Raw genomic sequence first — 15,738 nt, 5'->3', positions numbered from 1 at the left:
CTGGCCGCCCGCGGCCCGCTCATCCACGCCAGGCGCGGGCCGAGCCCACGATCTCCAGGGGCAGGACGCTAAATGCTCCCCTGGCTTCTCCGCCGCCTCGGCCAGATCGTCCCGACGCTGCTCATCCTCTCCGTGCTGATCTTCGGCCTGCAGCAGCTGATGCCCGGCGATCCGGCGCTGATCCTCGCCGGCGAGGAGCGCGGCGACCCGCAGGTGCTGGCGCAGATCCGCGCCGAGCTCTTCCTCGACCGTCCCCTGCCCGAGCAATACCTTCACTGGATCACCCGCGCCGTGCAGGGCGATTTCGGCTTCTCCTGGCGCATCCGCGAGCCGGTGGCGAAGCTCATCCTCGAGAAGCTCCCCGTCACCTTCCAGCTCGCGGTGATGGCCTTTCTCATCGCCCTCGCCATCGGCATCCCCGCCGGCGTGCTCTCCGCCGTGCGCCGCGACCGCCCGACCGACTGGCTGGTCAACGCCGTCGCCCTCTTCGGCATCTCGACGCCGAACTTCTGGCTCGGCATCATGATGATCCTGCTTTTCTCCGTGCAGCTCGGCTGGCTCCCTCCCTCCGGCTACGTGCCCCTGACCGAGGACCCGCTGCAAAGCCTGGCGACGACGATCATGCCCGCCTTCGTGCTCGGCTCCGGCATCGCCGGCGTGCTGATGCGCCACACCCGCGCGGCGATGCTCGGCGCGCTCGGCCAGGACTATGTCCGCACCGCCCGCGCCAAGGGCCTCGGGGAGCGCGCCGTCGTCGGCCGCCACGCGCTCCGCAACGCGCTGATCCCCGTGGTCACGCTCGGCACCATCGAATTCGGCCGGCTGCTCGCCGGCGCGGTGCTGACCGAGCAGATCTTCACCATCCCCGGCTTCGGCAAGCTGATCGTCGATGCCGTCTTCAACCGCGACTACCCCGTGGTGCAGGGCGTGGTGATGGCGACCGCGCTGATCTTCACCGCCCTCTCCCTCATCGCCGACCTGCTCTACATGGCCGTCAACCCACGCCTGCGCACAGCATGAGCGCCACCGCCGACAGCCCGGCGCGCCGCGCGCTCCGCCGCTTCCTCCGCCACCGCCTCGCCGTCTTCGGCCTCCTCGTCGTGGTGCTCTTCATCCTCGCCGCCCTCCTGGCCCCCTGGCTCTCCCCCGCCGACCCCTTGCAGACCTCCTGGACGGCGATCCGCAAGCCTCCCTCCGCCGCCCACTGGTTCGGCACCGACGAGAACGGCCGCGACGTGCTGGCGCGGGTGCTCTACGGCGCCCGCGCCTCGATGGCCGCTGGCGTCCTCTCCGTCTCCGTCGCCTTGCTGATCGGCGTGCCGATCGGCCTGCTCGCCGGCCTCGCCGGCGGCTGGGTCGATGCGCTGATCGCCCGCATCGCCGACGCCATGCTCTCCGTCCCCTTCCTCATCCTCGCCATCGCCCTCGCCGCATTCTTGGGCCCCGCGCTCGAGAACGCGATGCTCGCCATCGCCATCACCGCCTCGCCCATCTTCGTCCGCCTGGCGCGCGGCATGGCCCTCGACGCCCGCGCCACCGACTGGGTCGAGGCCGCCCGTGCGCTGGGCAACCCGCCCTGGCGCCTCGGCCTCGTCCATGTCCTGCCGAACATCATCCCGCCCCTGCTGGTGCAGGCGACGCTCTCCATCGCCGAGGCCATCATCGCCGAGGCCTCGCTGAGCTTCCTCGGCCTCGGCCAGCAGCCGCCCGCCCCCTCCTGGGGCAGCATGCTGAACAGCGCCCAGCGCTTCCTGACCCAGGCGCCTTGGCTGGCCATCTTCCCCGGCCTCGCCATCTTCCTCGTCGTGCTCGCCTTCAACCTGATGGGCGACGGCCTCCGCGACGCGCTCGACCCGCGCGGCGAGCGGCGCTAAAGCGCTTTCCGTTCGCCTTGGCTCACGACAAGCGCTCTGACCTTTGTTGCATCGAGCAAATTGCTCCGATCAGGTGATTCCACCTGATCGGAGTTTGTTCGAGGGCGGAAAGTCGATCGGTAGCGGCCGCTTCCGATCCGCGGCAGACCCACCCGAAAGCGACCCGGACGACCGGGTTTGACCGAATAACGGACATGCGGCTTTCGAGGCCGAACCGCGCAGGAGCAGACCTGTGCCGCTTGTCGTTCGAACGCCGGCTCGACACGAAGCGGTCCCAGCCCATGGTGAGGGCCGTGTGCCTTAATCCCCGAGCGCTACCGGGAGACAGATGCGGCACTCCAGGCCCTCGGGATGGAAGTCGAGCTTGACCGTGCCGCCGAACTTCTGCGCCAGCCCGCGCTCCAGCAACCGCGAGCCGAAGCCTTGGCGTCTGGGCGGTGTGACGGTCGGGCCGCCCCGCTCGCGCCAGTCGATGTCCACCCGCCGCGTGCCCTTGCCGCTGCGCCGTAAGGCCCAGGACACCTCGACCTGGCCTTTCGGAACGGACAGGGCACCGTACTTGGCCGCATTGGTGGCCAATTCGTGGAAGGCCAGACTGAACATCTCCACGGCGTCTGCCGCCAGCCGTACCGGTGGGCCGTCGGATCGTACGCGGCCTGATCCGGCATAGGGCGAAAGGGCGCGTTCCACGACATCCGTCAGGGAGGCGCTCCCCCATCCACCGCGGGTCAGCAGGTCGTGCGAGCCCGCCAGGGCCACCAGCCGTTGCAAAAGCATCTTCTGCACCGCTTCGGGCACCCCGCCATGGCGCATTGTCTGGGCCGCGACCGCCTGCACCGTGGCGAGGACGTTCTTCACCCGGTGGCCCATTTCAGCCAGCTGCAGGGCCCGGCGCTCCTCCTCAATCCGGCCTGCGGTGTTGTCCCGCAGGACGTTCAGTAACCCCTCGGGCTTACCATCCGTGTTCAGCAGCGGCACCATCAGCCCGCTGGCCCAGAAGCGGCTGCCGTCACGCCGGATGTGCCAGCGCTCGTTGGTCGCGCGGCCCTCCTCCATGGCGCGGCACAACTCCTTCACGAACACGCCTGCGGCACGGTCCTCGGCGGGAAAGAACACGTCGCCGGAGCGGCCGAGAATCTCCCCATGCCTGTAGCCCAGGATGGCGGTGGCGCCCTCGTTCCAGCCCGTGATCCGCCCTTCGAGGTCGAGCGTGACGATTGCGTAGCCTGAGGCGCTGTCCAGCAGGTGCCGAAGCCGCTCGGCCTCTGCCTTGAGTGTCTCGTTCTCCGCCTCGAGTTCCGCGATGCGTCCTTCCGCGTCTGCCGATGCGGAACTCCACCCCTCGCCATCCGGAAGGAGCGTCGGCGACGGCTCAGTGCGCCCCGGAGTAGCCACCCCGCCGTCATCTCGCTCGGGATTGCCCAATTGATCCGAACTCACAGTTATCCGATTCGCAACGTCACCAAAGCAGGGTTCATGCCCGTCACGGCCGAAGGTCGCTGTCGGCTGTCGTACAAGGGCGGCAGGAACCAATGCCGGTGCAACCCGGTCGGTAGATTTCGGATTCGAGTACGGTTGACCTCACGCCAAGCTGGCGGGCTGTTCGCCTGGCCGGTTGTCCCCGCGCCCGTGCGCTACCATCTCCCCTTCATCGCCCGTCGAGACCCTTCGGCGCGGGCGGCTGAGAGAGGTCAGTGCTCCCGCCGGCATCTGTCGCCCGAGAGCCTCCTTGACCGCTTCGCAATCCCCTGTCCCGACTCCCCGCAACCGCTTGCTCGCGGCTCTTCCCGTTGAGGACCTTGCGCGGCTCTGGCCGCAGCTTGAGCCGATCGAAACAGAGTAGCGCCAGATCCTGCTGGCGCCCGACCAGCCGATCACGGCGGTCTATTTCCCCGAGAGCGGCTGGTCCTCGATGCTGGCGATGCTTGCGGATGGCCGGTCCGCCGAGGTTGGCGTCGTCGGTTCCGAGGGCATGGTGGGCCTGCCCCTTCTGCTCGGCAGCAACAGCAGCCATGTCGAGGCCATGGTCCAGGCCGCCGGCACCATGCTGCGGCTCCACGCGGGCGCCTTCCGCCGGGCACTGGAGGAGAGCGCGGCCCTGCGGACGCTCCTGCTCCGCTATACCCTGGCCTTCCAGCAGCAGGTGACCCAGACCGCGGCCTGCAACGGCCACCACGCGCTGGACCAGCGCCTGGCGCGCTGGCTGCTGATGGCGCACGACCGCGCCGAGGATGACGAGTTCCCGATGACCCAGGAGTTCCTGGCGATGATGCTGTGCGTCCACCGCCCCGGTGTCACCGTGGCGGCGAGACTGTTCCAGCAGGCCGGGCTCATCCGGTACGGCCATGGGCAAATGAAGGTCACCGACCGCGAAGGGCTCGAGGCCGCCGCCTGCGAGTGCTACGGCACCGTGCGCCGCCAGTTCGAGCAGTTGCTCGGCTCTGCGAGAGGCTAGAGCAACTGTAGTGTCAGCCACCCTTCTGGAGTTTGGCGTGTCTACGTTGCACCCGGAGGCGCTTGCGAGCGGTCTTTCGGCTGCGTTTAGGTCTGATACGCACGACGGCACATCTCCTGAGTAAGTTGGAACGCCAAACCTTAGCGAGCTGGCCTCCGATCACGAACCGGCGGCACGACGCGAATCGGCTGCAAAATACGCCTTGTTGGAATCCGCGACTGTAGTGCCAGCGAAGCACAGCACCGTCCGGTTCCCTTATGCCCGCTCACGTCACCTCGTGGCCGATAACTCTGCCATCCGGCATGTCCGCTCCCGGGGGCATGCGCTGAGCATCTGCATGGCCGAACTTGGCGCGAAGCGGCAGTCAGATTGTGTTGACGCCTATGTTCGCTCTCCACCCCAATCTGCCGTTCCTGATCGGGTTCGTAACCCGGGCCCTCATCCTCGCACCCGCCGCGTCGCCAGGATGCCCGGCAGCGCCAGCCCCGCGAGGCTCACCGCCACCAGCAGCAGCATCCCCGCCCCGATCTCCCGATACGCAAACACCCCGCCCACCCCGCCGAGTAGGAACGCCGCGACCGTCGGCACATGCAGCCCAAGCTTCTCGAGATTGACCGCCGCCTCCGCCCGCCTTCGCCTTCGCAGCGCGATGTCGAGCAGGTTGCCGAGCTCGATGCCGATATCCGTCACCATCCCCGTCACATGCGTCGTGCGGATGCGCGCATTGGAGATGCGCGTCACCACCGCATTCTGCAGCCCCATCAGCGCGCTCATCCCGAGCACGAAGCCGAGCCCGCCCCAAAGCTGCGGCGCCCAGGCATCGGCGGCCGCCAGCCCCGCCAGCAGCACCGCCTCCGCCATGATGCTGAGCGCATGGATACCGGCCAGCTCCCGCCGCTGCCCCTCATTCGCCAGCAGGGTCGAGGCCGCCGCCCCGGCGACGAAGGCGCCAACCAGCCCGAGGCACACCAGAGCCCCCGCGAAGTCGCCGAGCGCCACCCGGTCTGCCAGCGTCGAGACCGCCCCGGTCATGTGCGAGGAGTAGATCCCGATCTTGTAGAAGCCGACCGTATTCAGCGCCCCCGCGGCCAGGGCGAGGCTGCAGGCGAGGCTGCGATCGGCGGCGAGCGGCCTGGCATCACCTTGCCGGATGAGCATGTGGGGTCCAGGACTGGGTTGTGACGGCAGCGACCATAAATCCTTGCCGCCTCAATCCCAAGCCTGCTACTAGGAACATCCGCCCAAGGCAAAGCCTCGGCGGCAGGCGCTTCAAGCGCTAAAATCTAAAAATCCCGCAGTTTTGCCAGACTTCTCAAGGGCTTGGCGCCAGCCCGCTTCAATAATTGAAGCACCTCACCCCGCATAGACCGCCCGCTCGAAGGCCGCAAGCAGATCGAGAACCCTCGGATCGGCGAAGGGAAAACTCTGCGTCAGGAGCACCCCGCAGCGGTCATGCATCGGGTCGATCCAGTAATAGGTATTGCCGAGCCCCGCCCAGGCCATGCTCCCCGCCGCGCGTCCCCCTTCGGGATGCGCCTCCTCGTTCAACATGAAGGCGAGGCTCCACCGCTTCCGCTGCCCGGGGAAGAACTCCGCATCATGCGAGACGGCCGCCTGCGCCGTCGCCATCGGCCCGACCAGCAACTCGCCCATCTGGTTGCGACCCAGCTCCGCGACCGTGCCCGGGTCGAGGATGCGCGCCCCGTCCAGCGCCCCGCCATTCAGCACCATGCGGCAGAAGCGGAGATAGTCGGGCGCCGTGCCGTAGAGCCCGCCGCCCCCCATGTCGAATTCCTGCTCCTCGGGGATCGGGAAGGGGATCGGCGCCAGCCGCCCATCCGCCCCGCGGCTATGCATCGCCGAAAGCCGCGCCCGCTGCGCCGAGCCGGGGCGGAAGCCGGTATCCCGCATCCCGAGCGGCCCGGTGATGCGCTCCTCGATCACCTCGCCCAGCCGCAGCCCGGTGACCGCCTCGACGGCACGCCCCGCCCAGTCGATGCCGATGCCGTAATGCCAGGCTGTGCCAGGGTCGGCGACCAGCGGCAGCTCCAAGGCCCGCAGCTTGCGCGAGGCGACGCCGGGGATGCCCTTCAGCTGCATGTAGCGGCCGATATCCGCATTCCACATCGGGTAGCTGAAGCCGCTGGTATGGGTCAGCAGCTGCCGCAGGGTGATGGCCCCGCGCGCCGGCCGCAGCATCGGCTCACCGGCTTCGGAGAACCCCTCCAGCACCTGCCGGTCGGCCAGCTCCGGCAGCACATCGGCGATCGGCCCGTCGAGGGTGAGCCGCCCCGCCTCGACCTGCTGCAAGGCGGCGACGCTGGTGATGGCCTTGGTCATGCTGGCGATCCAGCCGACCGTGTCGACCGTCATCGCCTCCCCGCCCGCCGCGGAGCGCAATCCGGCCGCGCCCTCATACAGCACCCCGGCCGCATTGCCCGCGACCGCGGCGACACCCGCCACCGCGCCGCTCTCCACGGCCTGCCGCAACAGTGTGTCGATCGCTTGCATCGCCGCATTCCCCTCCCTGGTTGCGGAGAGGCAACTCCGCGCAGAGGCTTCGGTCAATCCTGGCCGCGCTTATGCGCGATGAGCGCCATCAGCCGCCGGTCGCGCCAGGCGCTCCTCCCCTCGATCCCCTCGAGCGGCAGGGCCGCGCGCCGCTCCCCTGCGACCCGCCCGACCGTCTCGGCGTCATAGAGATACGGCGTCTGCTCCTCGGTGATGCCCCCCATCAGCGGCCCGAACCGCTCGACGTAATCGGCGACGCCGCCCGGCGCATTCAGGTCGATGGTCTCGAAAGGCCCCATGAAGGACCAGCGCAGCCCGAGCCCATCCTTCACGCAGGCATCGACATCCTCGGCCGACATCACACCGTCGCGCACCATGCGGAAGGCCTCCGCCACCAGCGCCGCCTGCAACCGGTTGAGCACGAAGCCCCGCGTCTCCTTATGCGCCGTCACCGGCACCTGCCCGACGCGCTGCATCAGCCCCCGCGTCCGCGCCACGACCGCCGGATCGGTCCAGGGCGCCCCGACCAGCTCGACCAGCGGGACGAGATAAGGCGGGTTCACCGGATGCGCGACGAGGCAGCGCCCCCGCCCCATAAGGTTCCCCGTGAACTCGCTCGCCGGAATGCCGCTGGTGGAGGAGGCCAGCACCACCTCCGGCCCGCAGAGCCTGTCGAGCTCTGCGAAGAGCTCCTGCTTCGGCCCGAGCCGCTCCGGCCCGTTCTCCTGCACATGGACAGCACCGGCCACGCACTCCGCCAGCGTCGCCGCCGCCGTGACGCGCGCCGCGATGACGGACGGCTGCTCGGTGACGAGCCCCGCCGCGTGCAGGTCGGCCAGGCTCTCGCCGATCAGCGCCAGCGCCCGCTCCGCAACCCCCGGGGCCTTGTCCCAGAGCCGGACGGGGTGGCCGGCGCGGGCGAAGACGATGGCCCAGGCGCGCCCGATCAGCCCGGCGCCCACCACTGCGATCTGCTCCATCAAAATCGTCCTTCCGTGACGTTCCGCCCGGGAAGGTGGCTTGATCCCAGCCTCCCCGATGGCGATCTAACGACCCGCCATGGCCGAACGCAACGTGACCTCCCTCCCCGCCTCCCCGCCGCTGACCACGCCGCTGGTCTGGGCCTGGGGCGGCGTGCTGCTGACCGCCACCACCTGGCTGGTCGGCATCATTGCCCTGTTCCGCAGCATCGGCGGGTTCTTCGACTGATGCTCGACCGCGCCCTCGGCGCCTGGATTGGGCTGCGCACCCGTTGGCGCGGGCTGGCGCTGCCGATCTTCGCCTCGCCGCTGCTGCCCGCCGCGCTGCTCTTCGCCATCGACGGCAACGAGCGGGGCGTGACCGGTGCCGCGCTCGGCTTCGGCGGCAGCCTGCTGGCCGCCCGCGCCCTGCGCCGCGGCCGCCAGGGCGATTCGCACCGCGCGGCCTGGCTGATGGCCGTCAGCACCGGGCTCTCCGCGCAGATGGCAGGCCATCTCGGAATCCCGATGTCGCTGATCATGGCCACCGGCGCCCTCTTCGGCACGCGGATGATGTACCAGGCGCTGCCCGAGACCGCCCCACCCCCGCCGCCGGAGCCCCCGCCGCCGCCCCCCGGCCCGATCGAGGAGAGCCGCCTGCGCCTCGCCCGCATTGAGGCGGTGGCGGCACGGCGGGGCGATGGGAAGCTCCAGGGCGTGGCTTCGGCGATGGAGGGCGTGCTGGACGACCTCACCGCCCATCCGGACCGCCTGCCCCAGGCAAGGCGCTTCCTGACCGTCCATCTCGACGGGCTGGAGCGCATCGTCGAGCGCCTGGAGGCCGGTGCCGCCCCGCCCGAGGGGCTGCCCGTCCTGCTCGATGATTTGGCAACGACGGCGCAGGAACTTCGCGGGCGGCTGACGCGTGAGGAGAGCGCGGCGCTCGACATCCAGGTGAAGGTGCTCTCCGACCGCCTGCGCGAGGAAGGATTCCGATGAGCGAAACCCAGCAGACGATGGTCGAACAGAAGACGGTTGAGCTGGAGCCGGTGCTGCCGCCGCGCGAGGCCGAGGTGACACGGCTCGCGGCGCAGCTCGACGTCGCCGACCCCGCCAGCATCCTGCGCTTCGGCCAGGAGGCGCAGAACCGCGCCACCATTGCCGCCGACGCCATGCTGGAAGGCGCCCGCAACCGCGAGGCCGGCGAGGCCGGGGTCACCCTGTCGACGCTGATCGGCACGCTGCGCGGCTTCGACATGCGCGGCCTCGGCGAGAAGACCGGCTGGCTGGCACGCCTCTTCGGCCGCGCGAAGGCCGAGACGGCGCGCGTCCTGCAGCGCTACGAGAGCATCAAGGGACAGGTCGAGGCGGTCGGCGACAAGCTCGACACCCACCGCACCCGGCTCCTCGAGGATGTCGAGAAGCTGGAGCGGCTCTATGCCGCGACTCTCGAGTGGTTCCACGCCCTCGGCGACCACATCGCCGCCGGCGAGACCGTGCTGGCGCGCGTGGAGAAGGAGGCGATCCCCGCCATGGCGAAGGCTGTGGAGGGCGGCGACTCGACGGCGGCGCAGAAGCTGCGCGACCTGCGCACCGCCCGCGACGAGCTGGAGCGCCGCGTCCACGACCTGCGCCTCACCCGCCAGGTGGCGATGCAGGCCCTTCCCTCGATCCGCCTGATCCAGGAGAACGACAAGGCCCTTGCCTCCAAGATCCAGAGCGTCATCGCCAATACCGTGCCGCTCTGGCGCCAGCAGCTGGCGCAGGCGCTCGCCATCCAGAACATGCGCGAGGCCGGGCGGACGCTGAAGGAGGCGACCGACCTCACCAACGAGCTGCTGACCGGCAATGCCGAGCGCCTGCGCCAGGGCAACCTGGAAGCGCGCCAGCAGATCGAGCGCGGCGTCTTCGACATCGAGGCGGTGAAGCGCGCCAATGCCTCGCTCGTGGCGACGATCGAGGACAGCCTGCGCATCGCCAACGAGGCCCAGGCGCAGCGTGCCAGCGCCACGAAGGAGCTGGAGAAGGCCGAAGGCGAGATCCGCCGCGTCCTGACGGCGGCCAAGGCCTCGGGCGGCTCCTCGGGGCGGCCGCTCTGAGCCGCCCCACGCCGCGCTACTGTGCCATGGTGCCGTAGAAGGCCTCGCGCACCTCGTTCGCCGCGGCGCCGCCATTGGTCGCGGTCTGCGTCATGACGATGGTGGCCAGCCGGTTCGCCGGATCGACGAAGAAGCCGGTGCCGTAGATGCCGCCCCAGCCATAGGTGCCCACTGGCTGGCGGGTCTTCGCCGCCGCCGGGTCCGTCACCACGCTGAAGCCGTAGCCGAAGTCGTAGCCCGGCCCGCGGAGGTTGACGGGCAGGCCGCCGGTCTGGCCGCGGGTCATCTCCGCCACCGTCTCCGCCTTCAGGATGCGCACGCCCTCCAGCTCGCCGCCGTTCAGCAGCATGCGGGTGAAGCGTGCATAGTCACCGAGCGTCGCCGTCGCGCCCGCGCCGCCCGAGGGATAGGCGGTGCGGCTGAAGGCGCGCTCGGGGTCGGAGACCCAGGTGCCACGGGTCAGCGGATAGGGCACCCGGTCGCCCGAGCGGATCGGGCGCAGCCCGCCTTCGGTCGGCTGCATCGCCGTCACCATGCGTGGGCGCGAGGCTTCCGGGACATGGAAGGCGAAGCTCGTCATCCGCAGCGGGCCGGCGATGCGCTCCTGGACATAGGCATCGAGCGGCTTGCCGCTGACGCGCTCGACGACGGCGCCGAGCACATCCGTCGCCAGCGAATAGGCCCAGACCGTGTTGGGCTGCGCCTGCAAGGGCGCGCGGGCCAGGCGCCGCATGTTGTCGCGCGTGGTGCGGCCCGGCGCGGCCAGCCCGTCATCCACGCCCTCCCGCGCATAGGCCTCGACCATGCCGGGGACGTTGAGGAAGCTGTAGGAGAAGCCGCCCATGTGCCGCAGCAAATCGCGGATCGTCGGCTGCCGCGCGGCGACCAGCCTGCCATTCGCCTCGCGCACGCGCAGCCCACGGAATTCCGGCAGGTGCTTTGCCAGCGGATCGTCGAGGCGAAGCTTGCCGTCCTCGACCAGCGTCATCACCGCGACGCTGGTGACGGGCTTGGTCATCGAGGCGAGGCGGAAGAGGCTTTCGGCATTCGTCCCGCCCGCATGGCCCTGGTAGAGCACCTCGCCATCGGCGCGGATGACGATGGCGGAGATGGCGGCGACCTTGCCGGCCTCCACCTGCTGGCGGAGCGCCCCGTCCAGCACCGCCTGGCGCGAGGGGGCGGCGGCGGTGGGCGCGCGGTCCTGCCCGGCGCAGGCGAGCAGCGGCAGCAGGGCGAGCGGCCAGAGATGGCGGCGCAGCGTCATGGGCGATGTTCTCCCGAGTCGTTCTTCCTTGACGGGGAAGGCTAGCGGCCGGACGCCCCAGGCGTCCATCGCCGGCCTTGACGGCGGCACCATCTATGCGGCCAAGAGACGAAAACAGGGAGGTTCCAACCATGCTCACCCGCCGTACCGTGCTCGGCACGGGGCTCGTCCTCGCCGCGCCCGCCATCGCCCAGCCGGCTTGGCCGAGCGGCCCGATCCGCCTCGTCGCGCCCTTCCCGCCGGGTGGAAGCGTCGATGCCATCTCGCGTCTGTTGCAACCGCACCTCTCGGCCGCGCTCGGCGTGCCGGTCGTCGTGGAGAACAAGGCTGGCGCCTCGGGGGCGATCGGCACGCGCGACGTGGCGCGCTCCACGCCGGACGGCAACAGCTGGGTCCTCGTCTTCGACACCCATGCGGTGAACCCGGCGCTGATCTCCAATCTCGGCTTCGACACGCAGAAGGATCTGGCGCCGGTGCTGCTGATCGGCACCTCGCCCATGGTCATCACCGCCTTCCATACGCGGCCCTGGCGAGACTTCCCCGCCCTGGTGGCGGCGGCCAAGGCGAAGCCGGAGACCATCACCTACGGCACCATCGGCAACGGCTCCCTCGCGCATCTGACGATGAAGCTGGTCGAGAAGGAGGCGGGGATCAGCCTCGTCCACGTCCCCTATCGCGGCGGCGGGCCGCTCGGCGTTGCCGCCTCCGCCGGCGAGGTGGATCTGCCGACCGCGACGGGCACGATCTTCGTCCCCCAGCTCGAGGCCAAGGCGATCCGCCCGCTGGCCAGCACCGGGGCGAAGCGCTCCACCGTCGCCCCCGACGCGCCGACGCTCACGGAACTCGGGGTGAAGGTGACGGCGGAGGCCTTCTGGGGCGTGCTCGGCCCGGTGGCGACGCCGGCGCCGATCCGCGCCCGCTTCGAGGCCGCGCTGCGCGAGGCGCTGAAGGTGCCGGCGGTGCGCGAGCGGCTGACGGGCACGCTCGGCGTCGATGTGCACCCCAAAGGACCTGCCGACTTCGCCGCCTTCCTCGACCGGCAGATCGAGACCTGGCGCCGCGTCGTCCGCGAGAACGGCATCCGGCCGGATTGATGCGGCGCCGCTCGCTCCTCCACCCTAGGTCACCAAATAGGCCGGGTCGTGAAAGAGCGTGGGATCGCCGCCAACCGGAGCGGTCTCCGCTCGATCATGCTCGCGGAAGCCGCTCCAGCCTGTTGTTCGGACGGCCCAATCACCCCGCCCGGGTGAGCCCGGCCGTCCGGGGTTTGCTCTCGCCCCGCTTGACCGCGGCCGCGCGGCGCGGTCCCATCGGTTTATCAAGTGGGAGAGAACGCGATGCGCGCCTGGGCCGTGGTCGAGACGGGACAACCGTTGCAGGAAATCGAGATGCCGACGCCCGAGCCCAAGGGCGCCGAGGTGCTGCTCGAGGTGACGCATGCCGGCGTCTGCCATTCCGACCTGCATATCTGGGAGGGCGAATACGACCTCGGCAGCCGCGGCAAGATGCGGCTAACCGATCGCGGCGTGAAGCTGCCGCTCGCCATGGGCCATGAGATCGTCGGGCGCGTCGTGAAGCTCGGGCCGGAGGCCGAGGGCCAGGGCAGCAAGGTCGGCGACATCCGCGTCGTCTACCCCTGGGTCGGCTGCGGCAAATGCGCCATCTGCCAGCGCGACGAGGAGAATATGTGCCTCAACGGGCGCAGCCTCGGCGTCTATCAGAATGGCGGCTATGCGACGCATGTCCTGGCGACACACGTGAAGCACCTGATCGACATCGAGGGCGTCGACCCCTCGCTCGCCGCGACCTATGCCTGCTCCGGCGTCACCGTCTATTCGGCAGTCAACAAGCTGATGCCGCTGGAGCCTGACGAGCCGGTGGTGCTGGTCGGCGCCGGCGGGCTCGGGCTGAACGCCATCGCCATCCTGAAGGCGCTCGGCCATCGCCGCATCTGCGTGGTCGACGTCGCTGAGGACAAGCTGGCCGCCGCCAAGAAGCAGGGCGCGAGCGACACGGTGCTCGCCTCGGGCGAGGACACGACGCAGCGCATCATCGAGGCCTGCGGCGGGCCGGTGGCCGGCGTCGTCGACCTGGTGAACGGCACCCAGACCGCGCGCTTCGCCTTCGACGCGCTGCGCAAGGGCGGCAAGCTGGTGCAGGTCGGGCTGTTCGGCGGCGAGATGAACATCCCGCTGCCGCTCATGCCGATCAAGGCGCTGACCGTCCAGGGCAGCTATGTCGGCAACGTCAAGGAGTTGCGGGCGCTCATCGACATCGCCAAGAAGGGCCAGATCCCACCGATCCCGGTCGAGAACCAGCCGCAGCGCAATGCCGACGCCGTGCTGCACCGTCTGAAGGAGGGCAAGATCACCGGCCGCGTGGTGCTCGTCGCCGGGTAAGGCAACCTCACCCTTCCTCCGGGATATCCCAATTCTCGCCCCAGCGGTCGAGGAAGGTGATGTCCCGGAGCGGGCCGCGCCCGACCGGCCCGAAGCGGCCCATCGGATAGCCGATGGGCAGGATCGCATAGGAATGCACGCCGGGCGGCAGGCCGAGCGCCGCCTCCGCCTCCTTCTCGTAAAGCAGGTGCCTCGTCGTCAGGGTCGCACCGAGCCCAAGCTCCCGCGCCGCCAGCAGCATGTTCTGCACCGCCGGATAGATCGAGGCGCCGGACCAGCGGGTCGGCTTCTCCTCCGCGAGGCAGGCGACGATCCAAACCGGCGCCTCGTGGAAATGATCGGTCAGATACTCGACGGCGGCATGCTGCCGGGCATAGCGCTCGGCCGTGGTCCCGGGCGGCGGCGCGATGCTGCTGTAGCGCGGCGCGATCACCTCGTCATAGGCGCGCTTGTACCAGACCTGCACCGCCTTCTTGATCTCCAAGTCCTTCACCACAAGGAAGCGCCAGCGCTGGATGTTGCCGCCATTCGCCGCCGAGGCGCCGGCACGGAGGATCTTGGCGATCAGCGCATCCGGCACCGGGTTCGGCCTCAGCCGGCGCATGGCGCGGGTGCTGTGCAGGATCTCGAAGAGTTCGGTCATGGGCAGGCTCCTCCAGCAGAGGCAAGCCTGTCATGGCGCGCTCACAGCGGCCAGGGGCCGCCAGTGACCGGCTCGCCCGGCGGATCTTCCACGGCGGGGATGGTGGCGATCGCCCGCTCATGCTCGCCCGGTCGGCCGCGATACTCTTCGGGCGCCTCCCCCGGCGGATAGGCCCCGACCACCAGCAGGTCGGCGCTCGCGCCGAGATTGCGGTGCCCTGTGCCGGCCGGCAGCACCACCACATCAGCCGCCCCGAGATCGAGCGCCTGGCCGCCCTCCCCGCCCAGCATCACCCGTACCCGACCGCGGGCGATCGCCAGCGCCTCATGCGCATTCGGATGGTAGTGGTGGTAGGGGTAGATGCCATTGCGCCAAGCCGGCGGCCAGCCATTCCGGGTAAAGAGCGCCTCCACCGCCTCCGGCTCGCCGGGTGGGACGGCGCCGCGGTACAGCAGCACGGGCAGGCGCGGATTGTTGGGGATGGTCCCGTCATCGGCGAAGACCAGCAATTCCGGGCTCATCGGCACCTCCTCCTCGCTGCCCTGAAAACGCATCGTCACGGAAACCCGTTCCAATGCGCCGAAGCCGGGATAAGCTTCCACGCCTGAGGGAGGGACTGACATGTCAGGACTGATCAGGCTGCGGAGCTTCATCCAGGCCATGACGCGGCTGGCCGATACCGGTACCGACGAGCGCAGATGGCTGGACGAGGGTGCCGACCTGCTGCGCGGCCTCGTCGCCCAGGATGACTGGCTGCCGGCCGAGATGGCCGAGGCCGGCCCGACCTACCGGCAGTACCTGCTGCATTGCGACCCGGCCGAGCGTTTCTGCGTCGTCAGCTTCGTCTGGGGGCCGGGCCAGCGGACGCCTGTCCACAACCACACCGTTTGGGGCTTGGTCGGCATGCTGCGCGGCGAGGAGGTCTCGACCGAGATGCGACCCGGCGCCCCCATGCGCCCCGGCCAGGTGGACCGGCTGCGGCCGGGCGAGGTGGTGGCCGTCTCGGCCGATACTTACGACATCCATGTGGTGGAGAACGCCTTCGCCGACCGCGTGAGCATCAGCATCCATTGCTATGGCGGCAATATCGGCGCGATCCCGCGCAGCGTATTCGACCCGACGACGGGCGCGGCGCGGCCCTTCACCTCCGGCTACCACAACAGGGCGGTGCCAAATCTCTGGGACCGTAGCCGCGAGCTGGCCGCTTGAGGCGGTTGGCGCGGCGCCCGCCTCTGGGTATCACCCCGGCATGACCGAACTGCCCGAAGGACAGGCCATGACCGAAACACTGCCGGACCGCCTGGCGACCGACCCCCGCAGCCCCTTCCATGATGCCGAGCTGCTCTCCCGCGGCATCGGCATCCGCTTCAACGGGGCGGAGAAGACCAATGTGGAGGAATACTGCGTCAGCGAGGGCTGGGTTCGGGTCGCGGTCGGCAAGACGCTCGACCGCAAGGGCAACCCGATGACCATCAAGCTGAAGGGTACGGTCGAGCCCTATCTCAAGGAAGGCTGAGAAGGAGGGGCCGCATGG

The 15,738-nt window shown here is 69.8% G+C and carries 17 protein-coding genes; 10 read left to right on the top strand and 7 right to left on the bottom strand.

Features of this window, described 5'->3' with window-relative positions; all coding sequences use genetic code 11:
• Positions 1 to 72 precede the first annotated feature (72 nt).
• Both EP26_RS02135 and EP26_RS02130 read left to right on the top strand, forming a co-directional pair.
• On the top strand, positions 73 to 1,020 hold the full coding sequence (locus EP26_RS02135; RefSeq protein ID WP_043335259.1) for an ABC transporter permease: 948 nt from the start codon (positions 73 to 75) through the stop codon (positions 1,018 to 1,020).
• Entirely contained in the window at positions 1,017 to 1,874 is an 858-nt protein-coding gene (locus EP26_RS02130; RefSeq protein ID WP_043335257.1) for an ABC transporter permease, read from the top strand. Before EP26_RS02135 ends, EP26_RS02130 begins: the two co-directional genes overlap by 4 nt.
• 300 nt (positions 1,875 to 2,174) lie before the next feature.
• Here EP26_RS02130 and EP26_RS02125 read toward each other — a convergent pair whose 3' ends face one another.
• Entirely contained in the window at positions 2,175 to 3,299 is a 1,125-nt protein-coding gene (locus tag EP26_RS02125; RefSeq protein WP_245624270.1) for a sensor histidine kinase, read from the bottom strand.
• A 424-nt stretch (positions 3,300 to 3,723) separates the two neighbouring features.
• On the opposite strand from EP26_RS02125, the gene EP26_RS02120 reads away from it, so the two are divergent.
• Positions 3,724 to 4,329 (top strand): Crp/Fnr family transcriptional regulator, encoded by a 606-nt coding sequence (locus EP26_RS02120; RefSeq protein WP_245624277.1) that lies wholly within the window; start codon positions 3,724 to 3,726, stop codon positions 4,327 to 4,329.
• Between the two features lie 438 nt (positions 4,330 to 4,767).
• Here the strand turns inward: EP26_RS02120 and EP26_RS02115 are convergent, their stop codons facing one another.
• The 3 genes from EP26_RS02115 to EP26_RS02105 form a co-directional block, all read right to left on the bottom strand.
• Positions 4,768 to 5,487 (bottom strand): YoaK family protein, encoded by a 720-nt coding sequence (locus EP26_RS02115; RefSeq protein WP_043335254.1) that lies wholly within the window; start codon positions 5,485 to 5,487, stop codon positions 4,768 to 4,770.
• 195 nt (positions 5,488 to 5,682) lie between these two features.
• Complete coding sequence (locus EP26_RS02110; protein WP_043335253.1) at positions 5,683 to 6,840, bottom strand: serine hydrolase domain-containing protein; 1,158 nt, start codon at positions 6,838 to 6,840, stop codon at positions 5,683 to 5,685.
• A gap of 53 nt (positions 6,841 to 6,893) precedes the next feature.
• Positions 6,894 to 7,820, bottom strand: a complete 927-nt coding sequence (locus EP26_RS02105; RefSeq protein WP_043335252.1) for a 3-hydroxyacyl-CoA dehydrogenase — start codon at positions 7,818 to 7,820, stop codon at positions 6,894 to 6,896.
• A 79-nt stretch (positions 7,821 to 7,899) separates the two neighbouring features.
• Between EP26_RS02105 and EP26_RS34610 the strand changes: the two genes are divergently transcribed.
• From EP26_RS34610 to EP26_RS02095, 3 genes are read left to right on the top strand one after another with little or no spacing between them, the layout of a single operon-like run.
• Complete coding sequence (locus tag EP26_RS34610) at positions 7,900 to 8,049, top strand: hypothetical protein (protein ID WP_157033384.1); 150 nt, start codon at positions 7,900 to 7,902, stop codon at positions 8,047 to 8,049.
• Positions 8,049 to 8,798: a hypothetical protein gene (locus EP26_RS34605; RefSeq protein ID WP_043335250.1), complete on the top strand. Its 750-nt coding sequence runs from the start codon at positions 8,049 to 8,051 to the stop codon at positions 8,796 to 8,798. The genes EP26_RS34610 and EP26_RS34605 overlap by 1 nt, the downstream gene beginning before the upstream one ends.
• On the top strand, positions 8,795 to 9,898 hold the full coding sequence (locus tag EP26_RS02095; protein WP_084112266.1) for a toxic anion resistance protein: 1,104 nt from the start codon (positions 8,795 to 8,797) through the stop codon (positions 9,896 to 9,898). Before EP26_RS34605 ends, EP26_RS02095 begins: the two co-directional genes overlap by 4 nt.
• A 16-nt stretch (positions 9,899 to 9,914) precedes the next feature.
• On the opposite strand, the gene EP26_RS02090 is transcribed toward EP26_RS02095, so the two are convergent.
• Complete coding sequence (locus EP26_RS02090) at positions 9,915 to 11,162, bottom strand: serine hydrolase domain-containing protein (RefSeq protein WP_052388699.1); 1,248 nt, start codon at positions 11,160 to 11,162, stop codon at positions 9,915 to 9,917.
• A gap of 131 nt (positions 11,163 to 11,293) precedes the next feature.
• Between EP26_RS02090 and EP26_RS02085 the strand changes: the two genes are divergently transcribed.
• Both EP26_RS02085 and EP26_RS02080 read left to right on the top strand, forming a co-directional pair.
• A complete protein-coding gene (locus EP26_RS02085) occupies positions 11,294 to 12,256 on the top strand; it encodes a Bug family tripartite tricarboxylate transporter substrate binding protein (protein WP_043335243.1) in 963 nt (320 codons plus the stop codon).
• A gap of 243 nt (positions 12,257 to 12,499) precedes the next feature.
• Positions 12,500 to 13,561, top strand: coding sequence for an alcohol dehydrogenase (locus tag EP26_RS02080; protein ID WP_043335241.1), 1,062 nt, complete (start codon positions 12,500 to 12,502; stop codon positions 13,559 to 13,561).
• A gap of 7 nt (positions 13,562 to 13,568) precedes the next feature.
• Here the strand turns inward: EP26_RS02080 and EP26_RS31605 are convergent, their stop codons facing one another.
• Together EP26_RS31605 and EP26_RS02070 are read right to left on the bottom strand one after the other, a co-directional pair.
• Complete coding sequence (locus EP26_RS31605; RefSeq protein ID WP_052388698.1) at positions 13,569 to 14,204, bottom strand: nitroreductase family protein; 636 nt, start codon at positions 14,202 to 14,204, stop codon at positions 13,569 to 13,571.
• A gap of 41 nt (positions 14,205 to 14,245) precedes the next feature.
• Complete coding sequence (locus EP26_RS02070) at positions 14,246 to 14,764, bottom strand: cupin (protein WP_211259353.1); 519 nt, start codon at positions 14,762 to 14,764, stop codon at positions 14,246 to 14,248.
• A gap of 61 nt (positions 14,765 to 14,825) precedes the next feature.
• Here EP26_RS02070 and EP26_RS02065 point away from each other — a divergent pair, with 61 nt between their 5' ends.
• Entirely contained in the window at positions 14,826 to 15,413 is a 588-nt protein-coding gene (locus tag EP26_RS02065) for a cysteine dioxygenase family protein (protein ID WP_043335239.1), read from the top strand.
• A 67-nt stretch (positions 15,414 to 15,480) separates the two neighbouring features.
• Entirely contained in the window at positions 15,481 to 15,720 is a 240-nt protein-coding gene (locus EP26_RS02060; RefSeq protein WP_043335237.1) for a DUF3297 family protein, read from the top strand.
• Positions 15,721 to 15,738 lie beyond the last annotated feature (18 nt).

The sequence above is a fragment of the Belnapia moabensis DSM 16746 genome, assembly GCF_000745835.1.
Classification (GTDB): Bacteria; Pseudomonadota; Alphaproteobacteria; order Acetobacterales; family Acetobacteraceae; genus Belnapia; species Belnapia moabensis.
This window is presented reverse-complemented; position numbering and strand designations above follow the sequence as displayed.